The 11,937-nt window shown below is 46.7% G+C and carries 15 protein-coding genes; 12 read left to right on the top strand and 3 right to left on the bottom strand.

Going from position 1 to position 11,937, the window contains the following annotated elements; genetic code table 11:
• Positions 1 to 73 precede the first annotated feature (73 nt).
• The 3 genes from GPK49_RS09805 (at position 74) to GPK49_RS09795 (ending at position 2,398) form a co-directional block, all read left to right on the top strand.
• Positions 74 to 865, top strand: a complete 792-nt coding sequence (locus GPK49_RS09805; protein ID WP_016407918.1) for a transporter substrate-binding domain-containing protein — start codon at positions 74 to 76, stop codon at positions 863 to 865.
• A gap of 86 nt (positions 866 to 951) precedes the next feature.
• Positions 952 to 1,662 (top strand): amino acid ABC transporter permease, encoded by a 711-nt coding sequence (locus tag GPK49_RS09800; protein ID WP_118579062.1) that lies wholly within the window; start codon positions 952 to 954, stop codon positions 1,660 to 1,662.
• 7 nt (positions 1,663 to 1,669) lie between these two features.
• On the top strand, positions 1,670 to 2,398 hold the full coding sequence (locus GPK49_RS09795) for an amino acid ABC transporter ATP-binding protein (protein ID WP_215677873.1): 729 nt from the start codon (positions 1,670 to 1,672) through the stop codon (positions 2,396 to 2,398).
• 65 nt (positions 2,399 to 2,463) lie between these two features.
• Here the strand turns inward: GPK49_RS09795 and GPK49_RS09790 are convergent, their stop codons facing one another.
• The 3 genes from GPK49_RS09790 to GPK49_RS09780 are packed head-to-tail and all read right to left on the bottom strand — an operon-like array spanning position 2,464 to position 4,692.
• Complete coding sequence (locus tag GPK49_RS09790; protein WP_215677614.1) at positions 2,464 to 2,889, bottom strand: DUF523 domain-containing protein; 426 nt, start codon at positions 2,887 to 2,889, stop codon at positions 2,464 to 2,466.
• Positions 2,890 to 2,904: 15 nt separating this feature from the next.
• Positions 2,905 to 3,552, bottom strand: coding sequence for a CatA-like O-acetyltransferase (locus GPK49_RS09785; protein WP_215677611.1), 648 nt, complete (start codon positions 3,550 to 3,552; stop codon positions 2,905 to 2,907).
• Between the two features lie 9 nt (positions 3,553 to 3,561).
• Positions 3,562 to 4,692 carry a stalk domain-containing protein gene (locus GPK49_RS09780; RefSeq protein WP_215677610.1) on the bottom strand — a complete coding sequence of 377 codons (1,131 nt, stop codon included), beginning with the start codon at positions 4,690 to 4,692 and terminating at the stop codon, positions 3,562 to 3,564.
• 266 nt (positions 4,693 to 4,958) lie between these two features.
• On the opposite strand from GPK49_RS09780, the gene GPK49_RS09775 reads away from it, so the two are divergent.
• The 9 genes from GPK49_RS09775 (at position 4,959) to GPK49_RS09735 (ending at position 11,936) form a co-directional block, all read left to right on the top strand.
• Positions 4,959 to 5,903, top strand: coding sequence for a 3'-5' exoribonuclease YhaM family protein (locus GPK49_RS09775; RefSeq protein ID WP_016407912.1), 945 nt, complete (start codon positions 4,959 to 4,961; stop codon positions 5,901 to 5,903).
• Positions 5,900 to 6,199, top strand: a complete 300-nt coding sequence (locus GPK49_RS09770) for a hypothetical protein (RefSeq protein ID WP_215677608.1) — start codon at positions 5,900 to 5,902, stop codon at positions 6,197 to 6,199. The genes GPK49_RS09775 and GPK49_RS09770 overlap by 4 nt, the downstream gene beginning before the upstream one ends.
• On the top strand, positions 6,186 to 6,812 hold the full coding sequence (locus tag GPK49_RS09765; protein WP_215677606.1) for a hypothetical protein: 627 nt from the start codon (positions 6,186 to 6,188) through the stop codon (positions 6,810 to 6,812). Before GPK49_RS09770 ends, GPK49_RS09765 begins: the two co-directional genes overlap by 14 nt.
• Positions 6,790 to 8,157 (top strand): 23S rRNA (uracil(1939)-C(5))-methyltransferase RlmD, encoded by a 1,368-nt coding sequence (gene rlmD, locus GPK49_RS09760; RefSeq protein WP_215677871.1) that lies wholly within the window; start codon positions 6,790 to 6,792, stop codon positions 8,155 to 8,157. The genes GPK49_RS09765 and rlmD overlap by 23 nt, the downstream gene beginning before the upstream one ends.
• 275 nt (positions 8,158 to 8,432) lie before the next feature.
• Positions 8,433 to 8,900, top strand: a complete 468-nt coding sequence (locus GPK49_RS09755) for a DUF6075 family protein (protein WP_209290650.1) — start codon at positions 8,433 to 8,435, stop codon at positions 8,898 to 8,900.
• Positions 8,887 to 9,051 carry a hypothetical protein gene (locus GPK49_RS09750; RefSeq protein WP_209290653.1) on the top strand — a complete coding sequence of 55 codons (165 nt, stop codon included), beginning with the start codon at positions 8,887 to 8,889 and terminating at the stop codon, positions 9,049 to 9,051. Before GPK49_RS09755 ends, GPK49_RS09750 begins: the two co-directional genes overlap by 14 nt.
• A 15-nt stretch (positions 9,052 to 9,066) precedes the next feature.
• Positions 9,067 to 9,843 carry a ParA family protein gene (locus tag GPK49_RS09745; protein ID WP_209290655.1) on the top strand — a complete coding sequence of 259 codons (777 nt, stop codon included), beginning with the start codon at positions 9,067 to 9,069 and terminating at the stop codon, positions 9,841 to 9,843.
• A complete protein-coding gene (locus tag GPK49_RS09740) occupies positions 9,836 to 10,741 on the top strand; it encodes a ParB/RepB/Spo0J family partition protein (RefSeq protein WP_209290657.1) in 906 nt (301 codons plus the stop codon). Before GPK49_RS09745 ends, GPK49_RS09740 begins: the two co-directional genes overlap by 8 nt.
• Positions 10,722 to 11,936 carry a DUF6017 domain-containing protein gene (locus GPK49_RS09735; protein WP_209290659.1) on the top strand — a complete coding sequence of 405 codons (1,215 nt, stop codon included), beginning with the start codon at positions 10,722 to 10,724 and terminating at the stop codon, positions 11,934 to 11,936. The genes GPK49_RS09740 and GPK49_RS09735 overlap by 20 nt, the downstream gene beginning before the upstream one ends.
• The last annotated feature ends 1 nt before the right edge of the window (position 11,937 follow it).

Here is an 11,937-nt window from a genome sequence, read left to right as displayed (position 1 = left end):
TTTATGCACTTAAATAGTATAATTCCAATATCAAATATTACAGAAGAAAATCATTTTTAGGAGGAAGAGGACAATGAAGAAATTTATGAAGGGCCTTCTGGCTACAACAATGGTATTTGCAATGATGACTTCTCTGGCAGGCTGCGGCGGCGATGCGGCAACAGATGACAGCGCAGATGCAAAGAAGGAAACACTGGTTATGGCAACAAACGCAACATTCCCTCCGTATGAATATTACGAAGGTCAGGATATTGTCGGTATCGATGCGGAAATCGGTCAGGCACTGGCAGATAAGCTGGGCATGGATTTCAAAATCGAGGATATGGAATTTGATTCCATCATTCCTGCGGTAACAAGCGGCAAGGCAAGCATGGGTATGGCTGGCATGACAGTTACACCGGATCGTCTGAAAAGCGTAGACTTCTCCGATACCTACGCAACAGGCGTACAGGCAATCATCGTAAAGGAAGGCTCCGATATCACATCTGTGGATGATCTGTTCGCAGAGGGTGCTTCTCATAAAATCGGCGTACAGACAGGTACAACCGGTGACCTGTATACAACAGATGACATCGAAGGCGCAGGTCTGGGTACGGTAGAACGCTTCCAGAAGGGCGCAGACGCAGTTCTGGCGCTGACACAGGGCAAAATCGACTGCGTTGTTATCGATAACAACCCTGCAAAATCCTTCGTTGCGGCAAATGAAGGTCTGAAAATTCTGGATACAGAATATGCAGTAGAGGATTATGCAATCTGCCTGCCGAAGAACAGCCCTCTGACAGAAAAAATCAACACAGCACTGGCTGAGCTGACAGCAGACGGCACGATTCAGAAAATCATTGATAAATACATCAGCGCTGAATAATTTCAAGGTGAAAGGCTTTCAGGGGTGACAAAAAAACGTCACCCCTGTTTTATGGTTACAGGAAATGCAAGGGAGGAATTTTTGGAATGAGCCTGAAAGAGAAATTCATATTCAACTTTATTGATGACGGGCGTTGGCACTACATTGTGGACGGGCTCAAGGTTACGCTTGAGGTAACCTTTTTTGCGGTGCTTCTGGGCATTGCGCTTGGCGTGATTATCGCAATCGTTCGCTCTACATACGATAAAAACAAAAGCTCGATGCGCGGCTTCAGTAAATTTATTGTGGTTCTGCTGAATTTCATCTGTAAGATTTATCTGACCGTCATCCGTGGGACACCTGTGGTGGTACAGCTGATGATTATGTATTTCATCGTTCTGGTATCCTCCAATAATAAGGTGCTGGTTGCGGTGCTGGCGTTCGGCTTCAACTCCGCGGCGTATGTTGCGGAAATCTTCCGCAGCGGCATTATGTCCATTGATGAGGGACAGTTTGAGGCAGGGCGCAGCCTTGGCTTCAATTATGTGCAGACCATGCGCTATATCATCATTCCGCAGGCGTTCAAAAACGTACTGCCTGCACTGGCAAATGAATTTATTGTGCTGCTGAAGGAAACCTCTGTTGCCGGCTACGTTGGTCTGGTAGACCTGACAAAGGGCGGCGATATCATCCGCAGCCGTACCTTCCAGGCATTCATGCCGCTGATTGGCGTTGCGGTGATTTATCTGGTGATGGTAATGTTCTTCACATGGCTGGTTGGGATTCTGGAAAGGAGGCTGAGAGACAGTGAGCGCTAAGGAAACACTGATTAAGGTTGAAAATTTACAGAAATATTATAAGGGCGGTGCGATTAAGGCACTGGACGGTATCAATACGGAAATCAAAAAGGGCGAGGTTGTTGTTGTCATCGGGCCCTCCGGCTCCGGCAAATCCACCTTCCTGCGCTGTCTGAACCTTCTGGAGGTGCCGACAGGCGGACATATCCTCTTTGAGGGGACGGATATTACGGATGAAAAAACAAACATCAATATCCACAGGCAGAAAATGGGGATGGTGTTCCAGCATTTTAACCTTTTCCCCCACATGACGATTCTGAAAAACATGACGATTGCACCCATGAAGCTGCTGAAAAAGAGCGAGGCAGAGGCAACGGAAAAGGCTATGGAGCTGCTCAAGCGTGTCGGCTTGGAGGACAGAGCGAATGCGTATCCCTCTCAGCTTTCGGGCGGACAGAAGCAGCGTATCGCCATTGTGCGTGCGCTTTGCATGGAGCCTGAGGTGATGCTGTTTGACGAGCCCACCTCCGCGCTTGACCCCGAAATGGTCGGCGAGGTGCTGGATGTTATGAAGCAGCTGGCGAATGATAGCATGACGATGGTTGTGGTAACGCATGAAATGGGCTTCGCGAAGGAGGTCGGCACACGCGTGATGTTCATGGCGGACGGCAAGCAGGTCGAGGAGGGCAGCCCCAAGGATATTTTTGAAAATCCCAAAAGTGAACGTCTGCAGCAGTTCTTGGCAAAGGTGCTGTAAGCATAAAAAAAGAAACAAAAAAGCGAAGGAGTATTCCCCAAAAAGGGAGCTTCCTTCGCTTCTTTTTATATGTTTTCGATTTCCTCTGCGGATTTCAGCGGAATCCCTGCATCCGCAAGGGCTTGGGCAAACAGCCCCTTGCCGGGTATCTTTTTTCCGGAAAAGGAGCCGTCGTAAATCTCTCTGCATCCGCAGGAGGGACTGCGCGGCTGTAGGATGGCAAGGTCGATTTCCTCACCGGAAAGACGCGCCATGGTCTGCTCCACGCCGCGGCGGAAATATGCGGTCACATCCTCGCCGTTTTTGTTGACAGCACACCCGTTTTGCAGCTCCACAGGCACACGGGGCACAGGCAGACCGCCCGTCACCTCCGGACAGACGGGAATAACCACATGCCCCTTGAGGAAATCCAGAACCGCCTGACTGCGGTTGTTGCCGCCGTTATATTTGCAATTTCGCCCCAAAAGACAGGCACTCACTGCGATTTTCATAAATATCCCTCCCTCTTAAAAGCAATTCAGACGATATTGCAGGGTATTGAAGAACAGGGAAAGATGGTAGCCGTCCATGCAGGCGTGGCTGATGGTGAGCGTGAGGGGGAGGGTAAATGCGCCGTCCGCCTCGGTATATTTCCCGAAGGTGAGAAGCGGGAAAAGATTGGGCGCGCCGCCGTAATTAACGGGGCAATACGCCGTATAATCGAGCCAAGGCACGCAGGAGATGCAGAAGAAATTCGCAGGCTGTCCCTCCTTCACCTTGATGCCCTTTTTATCCTGATACTGCTCTGCATCTGCGACAAGATTCTGATAAAAGGTGTCAAAATCCGCATCATATTCGCTCCAGACATCCGAAAAGGTCTTGTCATCCTCGTGGAAGATGGTGAAATTCGGGTTGAGGTAGGAATAATAGCCGGGGGTGCCGTTCTCGTCCACAGCGGTACACATTTCGGGGATGGACGCAATGACCTGTCCTGTCAGAGCGGCAAAGGCAGGGAAAAATTTCAGATTGCGCCGCTTCACCTCCGCCAGAAAATGCGTCACATCCATCCGCACGGTCATGCTGTTGACGGATTTGACAAAGCCCTTGGTGTAATATTGAAAATGACTGCTCCTTGCCCAATCGGCAGGGAAGGGGGTAAAGGTTGCCTGTTTCATAATATCTCCTTAATATCTCAGTGTAACGGTTTTTGTTGTGCTGTTCCAGTCAAGCTGTGTGCCTTCGATTTCCATTATGCTCATCCAATCTCTGAGGGAAACGAACAATCTGCCGTCCTTCATTTCCGCAGGGGTGGAAAGCTGGATGGTTTCGGTGCCTTTTTTATACGTTGCTGCATTGGGGGTAAGCATCGTCAGCTTATCATTCACGAAGGTATAGGCTGCGTTTTCCGTTGCGCTCCATTTTACCTCCTGTGCAGGATTGGAAACCGCAAGCAGTGCGCGCAGGGGCAGCATGGTGTAGCCGTTTTTGATATAGGGGGCAACGTCTGCGGTATGGGAAACTGCGCCGTTTTTCAGAATATCCGCCTTGCCGATGGTTAGCTGATAGGTATTTGTGGTTTTGGTTTCGTCCGTTTTGGTTTCGTCTGTTTTGGTTTCGTCCTTTTTCTCGTCTGTTTTATCGTCCTTCTTCACCTTATTCTTTGCGACCAGCTCAATGGTATCATCAAATTCGTCATAGGCTTCGGCATAATCGAACCAGTTTTCCCCCTGCTTGGTGGAAGAATTTTTGGTTACGAGAATACTGTTTTTATTGGCGTTGTCCTTCGGGAAAGTCACTTTAGCATCATCCTGTACGCTGATGATGGGGTTTTTGCCCTTCGCCTTTTCGATATAAATGACATGCCCATCGGGGTCTGCCGCAATTTCTACGCTGTCATAGAAGGTAACAGGGCCCTGCTTTGCATAAATCGCACTGGCGGAATAGCTGTCCGTCACGATTTTCAGCTTTCCCTTGCCCTCGAAGGTCAGCTCACCCTCGCAGTAAATCCCGTCGCAATGATAGGAAAGGGTGTTCAGACTGTTATTGCTGCCCTTGACACGCACCGTGCTTTCATCGGGCAGATAAATCGCCGCGCGCTCCTCCAGCTTCCCCTGCGGAACGGTGAGGGAAAGGTTTTCAACGGTCAGCGTCTGGCTGCTTGCATCCCAAGCCCAGCCTGCGTCCGTATCCGCTGCATCCTCTGTCATGCTGCGGAAATCAAGGGGATTTTCCAAATCTGCCGCGAAAACGGCGGTAGGGCATGTGCCCATCAGAACTGCGGCGGAAACCACACCGCAAAGATATTTCTTCGTCATAGAGATTCCTCCTTTTTTTGCTTATTTTCTTCTAGTTTACCATGCCTGACGGAAAAAACCAAGACGGCAAGGCTTAATTTTATCTAAATGTTTGACGTTCAAACGGTTTTATTTGTTCCGCGGAGGGGATAAAAAATGCTGCTTTGTCGGAAAAGTTGAAAAAAACAAATGGTACATTCGGTAAAAGTATAGTATAATGAAGGGTAATCTAAAATGGGTGATTTATGTAAATTTGCGTGCCGCAAGGATAGAAACGGAGGATTGGCATGAAATATATCAAGGAACTGAGAGAGGGCGAAAATGTCATTGAGCATTACCTTTGTAAATCCAGAGCAAGCATGAAATCCCGCAACGGAAAGACCTATCTTTCCTTAAAATTGCAGGATAAAACAGGCATTGTGGATGCGAAGGTCTGGGATATGAATAAGGATATCCAGAGCTTTCAGGAAAATGATTTTATCAAGGTGGATGCGTTTGTAACGACATTTAACAACGAATTGCAGTTAAACGTCAAGCGGATTCGCCGCAGCCGCGAGGGTGAATATGACCCTGCGGATTTTATCCCCAGTACGGATAAAAATATTGACGAAATGTATACACAGCTGCTGGCGTATATCAAAACCATTCAAAGCCCCTATATCAAGAAGCTGCTGGAGGAAATTTTCCTCAGACACCCTGTCATCAGCAAGGATTTTAAATATCATTCCGCGGCAAAAACCATGCACCACAGCTTCCGCGGCGGTCTGGTGGAGCATACGCTTTCCGTAACGCAAATCTGCGATTTTATGGCACCGCGCTATGAATTTGTGGATAGAGATATTCTCGTTGCCTGCGCCATGCTGCATGATGTCGGGAAGATTATGGAGCTTTCCGATTTCCCCGAAAACGATTATACCGACGAGGGGCAGCTTTTGGGACATATCTTCATCGGGGCGGAGCTGATTCGGGATACCGCGGCGAAAATCGAGGGCTTTCCGCAAAAGCTTGTCATGCTGCTGATGCACTGCATCCTTTCCCACCACGGCGAGCTGGAATATGGCTCTCCCAAGGTGCCCGAAACCATCGAGGCCTTTATTTTGCACTGCGCCGACAACATGGATGCAAAAACGAAGATGTTCGAGGAAATGCTTGCCGCAGACAACACACAGGGCAGCTGGGCAGGGTATCACCGTATGCTTGCCAGAAATATTCGTAAGAGTGATTATAAATGATAGAAAGAGAAACCATATCCGCACACGAAATCAATAAATATGACTACTGCCCGTATCAGTGGTATTATGAACGGCTCTACGGCAGGGCGGAGCTGCGGCGGCTTTATGCAGAGAGAAACGCACGCCTGCATTTAGAGGATAGCATGAGTGCCAACTTCCGTAAGGGCGAGGGCTATCATCAGAGGAGCTATTTTCTGCTGCGTCTGCGGCGGATGGCTTGGAAGCTCGCCGTTCTGCTGTTTGCGGCGGCGGCCTTCGGCGGATATGTATGGGTGAAATACAGTGGAATGGGTTAAAACAATCGGAAACGGCTTCGGCACGGCGGATTTGGTGCTGCTCTGCGTGGCAGTGCTGTTGGCGGTGCTTTTGTGCATCAGGTATGGCAGACCTGCGTTAAAAAAGCTGACCGCAAGGGATGATATCCCCGGCTATGCGCTTCTGTATGCCGACCGAAAGCAGGATAAAAACGAGGATTTCGGCAGGCTTCTGTATTCCGCGAAATACGATTTGCAGGGCAGACCCGATTATGTCTTTTGCAGTCGGCTTTTGGGGCGTATCGTTCCCGTGGAGCTGAAAAGCGGCTGCATCGGTGAGGCGGAGGAGCCACACCACGGCGATTTTTTGCAGCTTGCGGCGTATTTCCTGATCTTGGAGGATGTCTATGGCAAAAGACCTGCATACGGGCGGCTCGTGTATCGGGATTATATGTTTGAAATCAAGAATACGGCGCGCGTCCGTAGGGAGGTGCTGAAGACTGTGCAGGAAATGCGGCAGATGCTTCGGGATGGAATTGCAGAGCCGAAGCCGAGCTTTGCCCATTGCCGCCCCTGCGTCTGCAACGGAACGGTCTGTCAGTTTTCGGAAACAGAAATAGAAGGAGTAAATGATGATTCCTGTAGAGAAGAATAAAACGTATGAAATCAAAATAGCGGCACTGGGCAGTAATGGCGAGGGCATCGGGCGGATAGAGGGCTATACCGTCTTTGTAGAGGGGGCATTGCCGCCAGAGACCTGCCTTGTGCTGATTGTAAAGACAAGAAAGCATTTCGGCTATGGCAAGCTGCTGGAAATCCTGACCCCCTCGCCCGACCGCAGAGAGCCCTGCTGTCCTGTTGCGAAGCAGTGCGGCGGATGCCAGCTGCAGCACCTTTCCTATGCGGCGCAGCTTGCGTATAAAACAAAGGAGGTGCAGGACGACCTCGAACGCATCGGCGGCATTACGGATGTGACCGTAAGACCTGCCATCGGCATGGAGGAGCCCTGGCGCTACCGCAATAAGGCGCAGTTCCCCGTGGGGCAGGGCAAGGAAGGCTGTGCTGTCGGCTTTTACGCCAAACGCAGCCACCGCATTGTGGATACCAAGCAGTGCCTCCTGCAAAATGAACGGAACGATGCTATCGTTGCCCTTGTGCGCGATTTTCTGAATGAATTTCAGATTCCCTTGTATGATGAGGAAACACACACAGGGCTTGTCCGCCATATCCTGACACGCATCGGCAGAAGCAGCGGCGAGGTGATGGTCTGCATCGTACTCAACGGGAAAAGACTGCCGCACAGCGAGGTACTGGTGGAACGCCTGCAAAGGATAGAGGGCATGGTTTCCATTGTGCTGAACGTGAATCGGGAGAAAACAAACGTCATCCTCGGCAGAAAAATCATCACCCTTTGGGGGAAGGATACGATTACCGATTCGCTTGACGGCATCGAATTTGAGATTTCGCCGCTTTCGTTCTATCAGGTGAACCCCGTGCAGACAGAGGTACTGTATGAAAAGGCTGTGGAGCTGGCGGATTTAAAGGGGGACGAAACGGTGCTGGATTTATACTGCGGCATCGGGACGATTTCTCTTTTCTTCGCAAGGAAGGCAAGGCAGGTGTTCGGGGTGGAGATTGTGCCCGAAGCCATTGCGGACGCGAGGAAAAACGCGGAGCGAAACAACATCACCAACGCAACCTTTGCCGTCGGCGCGGCGGAGGAGGTCATCCCCAGACTGTATCGGGAGGAGGGCATTGCGGCAGATGTGGTTGTGGTTGACCCGCCCAGAAAGGGCTGTGATGCACGCCTGCTGGAAACGATTCTCCAAATTGCACCCGAAAAGGTCGTGTATGTTTCCTGTAACCCTGCGACACTCGCACGGGATTTGGCTGTGCTTGCGGCGGGCGGCTACCATGTGCGCGAGGTGCAGCCCGTAGACCAGTTCCCTCATACAAATCATGTGGAGACTGTGGTGTTGCTACAAAGGAAGAATATGTAGAAATCCTTGAATTTACGCACTTTGTGGAGTTTTTCAGTTTCAAAAAAATAGGCGAAAATCACAAAGAAAAGAGCCTTGTGAAGAAAGTAACCGTTGTTGTTGCGTTAGACCTCGGTACGGGGAACACAAAGAATTCTGAATATGAAAATGAATAGAGAGCTATCAAATAATTGATAGATTATAGGGATACTTGTTAAAAGCGGGTGTCCCTATTTTTTATAGGGCATTCCAGAAATGGGGTGTCTTTTTTATTAAAATTTAGGAGGAAAACAGAAATGACAAACACAGCGTTAAGAGCAGAGAATAGCAATTCTCGCACAATTACTTTCAAGAGCAAGGAACACGAAAAATTTTATATGGAATATCTGAAAAAATGCAGATATCAGGATGTTTATCATAAGGCTTTGGTTTATTGCCTGGGTATCGACAGAGACACAAGAGAAAATGTGAATAAAATTTATAATTTTAAGACTGGATATGTAAAAACGGAATGCCTGCAGGAAGGCTGGCAGACCAGTGGAAGTTTACGGATCGTCCGCATGGCATTTAATCTTTACTGCAATGGGACACCAAGTGTCGGAGACTATAAAGCGGAGGAAGATCAGTTAAAAGAGTGTCAGTATTATACCGTAGAAGATCTGTTTTGTTGCGGATATGCCCGGTATTTTTGGGAAGCCATTAAAATCCGTTATCCAGAGTATTGTTTTTACAAAGACTGGGAGGACATGTATGCTGAAAATTAGATTACAGGGTACTTTAAAGGATATTCAATGGTTCCGCCATATTTTAGAAAAGCATAAGGAATTGGATGTTCTGGAAGTATCAGAGGCTTATGCGAACAAAGGAACAAGCAAATATTTTCGTGTTTATGTTGAAGTAGAAGAAAAAGAGTAAATCGGAGGAAAGTATATGTGTAAAGTAATTGCTATTGCAAATCAGAAAGGCGGAGTAGCCAAAACAACGACAACAATCAATTTGGGAGCCGGACTGGTGAAGTCAGGGAAAAAGGTAGTTCTGGTAGACGCAGATCCGCAGGGGCATTTGACAATGGGATTGGGATTTCCAAAGAATCTCAAAGTAACATTAAAGAGCATGATGGAAAATATCATCATGGGGCTGGAATTTGATCCGAAAGAAGCAATTCTCCACCATGAAGAAGGTGTTGACCTGATCCCATCCAATAAATTGCTTGCTGGGATGGATATGTCCTTATTTACGGTGGAGGACAGAGAAAAGGTGTTGAAAGAGTATCTGGAACTGCTGAAGGATGAGTATGATTATATTCTGATTGACTGTATGCCATCCCTGGGGATGCTGACGATCAATGCTTTGAGTGCAGCGGACAGTGTTCTGATTCCGGTACAGCCACAATATTATGCGGCAGATGGACTCATGGAATTACTCAAAGTGGTAAAGGGAATTCATCAGAGGTTCAATCCAGACTTACAGATAGAAGGCATTTTATTCACAATGGATAATTGCCGTTACAATAATGCAAAGAGAAATAAACAGGCAATTAAAACCACATACGGAAGTGACATTAAGATTTTTGAGCAGACGATTCCGAGAACAGAAAGCCTTGCAGAAACAGCATCAGAGGGTGTAAGTATCTTTGCCTATGATGAAAAAAGCAAGGGGGCAGATAGCTATCTGGAACTGGTTCAGGAGGTGTTGAAACATGCGTAGACCGAAAAAAGATATTCAGCTTACCTCTTATGATGAATTACTGGGATTAGAGGAAACATCGGAAAAGAGTATGAACCAGGTTGTAGAAATAGAACTGGAAAAGCTCTATCCCTTTAAAAATCATCCGTTCCATGTAAACGATGATGAAAAAATGGCAGAAACCGTAGAAAGCATTAAAACATACGGTGTTTTGACTCCTGCACTGGTAAGACCTCGACCAGATGGCGGATATGAGATGATTTCCGGGCATAGAAGAAAAAGAGGCTGTGAACTGTGTGGAAAGACTACATTGCCAGCTCTTGTCCGAAATTATACGGATGATGAAGCGGTCATTATTATGGTCGATTCCAACATTCAGCGTGAAAACCTACTGCCAAGTGAGAAAGCTCATGCCTATAAGATGAAATATGATGCAATGAAGCATCAAGGAAGCAAGGGTGAGAAATATACAGCAGATATGGTTGGTGAAGCCGCAGGGGACAGTGGACGAACTGTGCAGAGATATATCCGTCTGGCGGCATTATCAGATGCTTTGCTGGATTATGTGGACAATAATAAAATTCCTATGATTGTGGGAGAAAAGCTGTCTTATCTGAAACCAGAGGAACAGGAGTGGCTTCTGGAAGTGATTACCAACAGCAGCATTTTTCCGACAAAGCAACAGGCAGAACAGTTAAAAGAATGCAGTGCAAATGGAAAATTAAACCAGAGTTATATCTATGCTGTTTTATTAAAAAAGGAAAGCAGTAAGATCAATGTGACGATCCCGGCAAAGAAAATCGGCAATTATTTTCCGGAGACATATTCTAAAGAACAGATAGAAGAAGTCATTTTTATGCTTTTAGATAAATGGAAAGAAAACAAAGAAGGAGTAGCAAATGCAGAAGATACAGTTTGATTATTTTACGGGGGTGGAAGCGGAACAATACAGCTTTTATCGTGTCCCTAAAGTGCTGTTTACAGAATCCTGCTTTAAAACTCTTTCTTGTGAAGCAAAGGTATTATACGGTCTGATGCTGGACCGTATGAGCCTGAGCATTAAGAACAGATGGCTGGATTCAGAGGACAGAGTATACATTATTTTCACTGTGGAAGAAATTGCAGAGCTGATGAACTGCGGAACCCAAAAGGCAGTGAAACTGGTAAAAGAGCTGGACAGCAGTAATGGGATCGGGCTGATCGAGAAGAAACGCCTGGGACTGGGAAAACCAAATGTTATTTATGTGAAAAATTTTATGATCAGAGAGGTTCCAGATCAAAAGCCGACAGGTAGCTGTGCAGATCTGCAAGCTGAGCATGAAGAGCATAAAAAAATTGCAGATTTGCAATCAAAAGAGAAAACACATAAGGAATGTGCAGATTTGCAATCAAGACAGAAAAGATATAAAGAATGTGCAGATTTGCAACAAGAAGCAGAAAACAAGGGAAAAACAGGCATTTCTCTGAATTGTGAAAATCATCATTCAGGAGTAGTGAAAACCACAATTCAGGATTATGGGGAATCACAATTCCAGAATAATGAAAATCACAATTCAAGAATGGTGGAAACCACAAATCCAGAATTTCCAGAATCACAATTCCAAAATAGTGAAAATCATCATTCCGGAATAGTGGAAATCACAAATCCAGAATACCCGAAATCACAATCTAATAATACTGATATTAACAAGACTGATATTAGTGAAACTGAGATAAATCAATCTTATCCAATCATATCAGGTAATGCCCAAAAGAAAAAAGATGTGATGGAGAAGATGAGAGCATATCGTGAGGTGATTCATGAAAACATAGATTATCAATATCATGCCAAGGAAGATGTAGATGAACTGGTGGAGTTGATGATCGAAGTTATGATGATGCCGGAGGACAGTATGATTCGCATTGCGGGAGTAGAAAAACCAGTTGCTTTGGTAAAAAACAGGTTTATGAAATTGAACTATTCGCATATCGAATATGTGCTGTTCTGTCTGAATCGGAATACGACCAAGATTGGGAATATTAAAGCGTATCTTCTGACCGCCCTGTATAATGCTCCGGCAACGATAAACAGTTATTATCAGGCAGAAGTTAATCACGATATGTATGGAGGATAAA

It is taken from the genome of Clostridium sp. MCC345, assembly GCF_018785345.1.
GTDB lineage: Bacteria > Bacillota > Clostridia > Lachnospirales > Anaerotignaceae > Anaerotignum_A > Anaerotignum_A faecicola.
This window is presented reverse-complemented; position numbering and strand designations above follow the sequence as displayed.

Excerpts from the sequence above, each read along its gene's own strand:
- GPK49_RS09805 (WP_016407918.1), top strand. The coding sequence starts at position 74 with ATGAAGAAATTTATGAAGGGCCTTCTGGCTACAACAATGGTATTTGCA.
- GPK49_RS09800 (WP_118579062.1), top strand. The coding sequence starts at position 952 with ATGAGCCTGAAAGAGAAATTCATATTCAACTTTATTGATGACGGGCGT.
- GPK49_RS09790 (WP_215677614.1), bottom strand. The coding sequence starts at position 2,889 with ATGAAAATCGCAGTGAGTGCCTGTCTTTTGGGGCGAAATTGCAAATAT.
- GPK49_RS09785 (WP_215677611.1), bottom strand. The coding sequence starts at position 3,552 with ATGAAACAGGCAACCTTTACCCCCTTCCCTGCCGATTGGGCAAGGAGC.
- GPK49_RS09780 (WP_215677610.1), bottom strand. The coding sequence starts at position 4,692 with ATGACGAAGAAATATCTTTGCGGTGTGGTTTCCGCCGCAGTTCTGATG.
- GPK49_RS09775 (WP_016407912.1), top strand. The coding sequence starts at position 4,959 with ATGAAATATATCAAGGAACTGAGAGAGGGCGAAAATGTCATTGAGCAT.
- GPK49_RS09770 (WP_215677608.1), top strand. The coding sequence starts at position 5,900 with ATGATAGAAAGAGAAACCATATCCGCACACGAAATCAATAAATATGAC.
- rlmD (WP_215677871.1), top strand. The coding sequence starts at position 6,790 with ATGATTCCTGTAGAGAAGAATAAAACGTATGAAATCAAAATAGCGGCA.
- GPK49_RS09755 (WP_209290650.1), top strand. The coding sequence starts at position 8,433 with ATGACAAACACAGCGTTAAGAGCAGAGAATAGCAATTCTCGCACAATT.
- GPK49_RS09750 (WP_209290653.1), top strand. The coding sequence starts at position 8,887 with ATGCTGAAAATTAGATTACAGGGTACTTTAAAGGATATTCAATGGTTC.
- GPK49_RS09745 (WP_209290655.1), top strand. The coding sequence starts at position 9,067 with ATGTGTAAAGTAATTGCTATTGCAAATCAGAAAGGCGGAGTAGCCAAA.
- GPK49_RS09740 (WP_209290657.1), top strand. The coding sequence starts at position 9,836 with ATGCGTAGACCGAAAAAAGATATTCAGCTTACCTCTTATGATGAATTA.
- GPK49_RS09735 (WP_209290659.1), top strand. The coding sequence starts at position 10,722 with ATGCAGAAGATACAGTTTGATTATTTTACGGGGGTGGAAGCGGAACAA.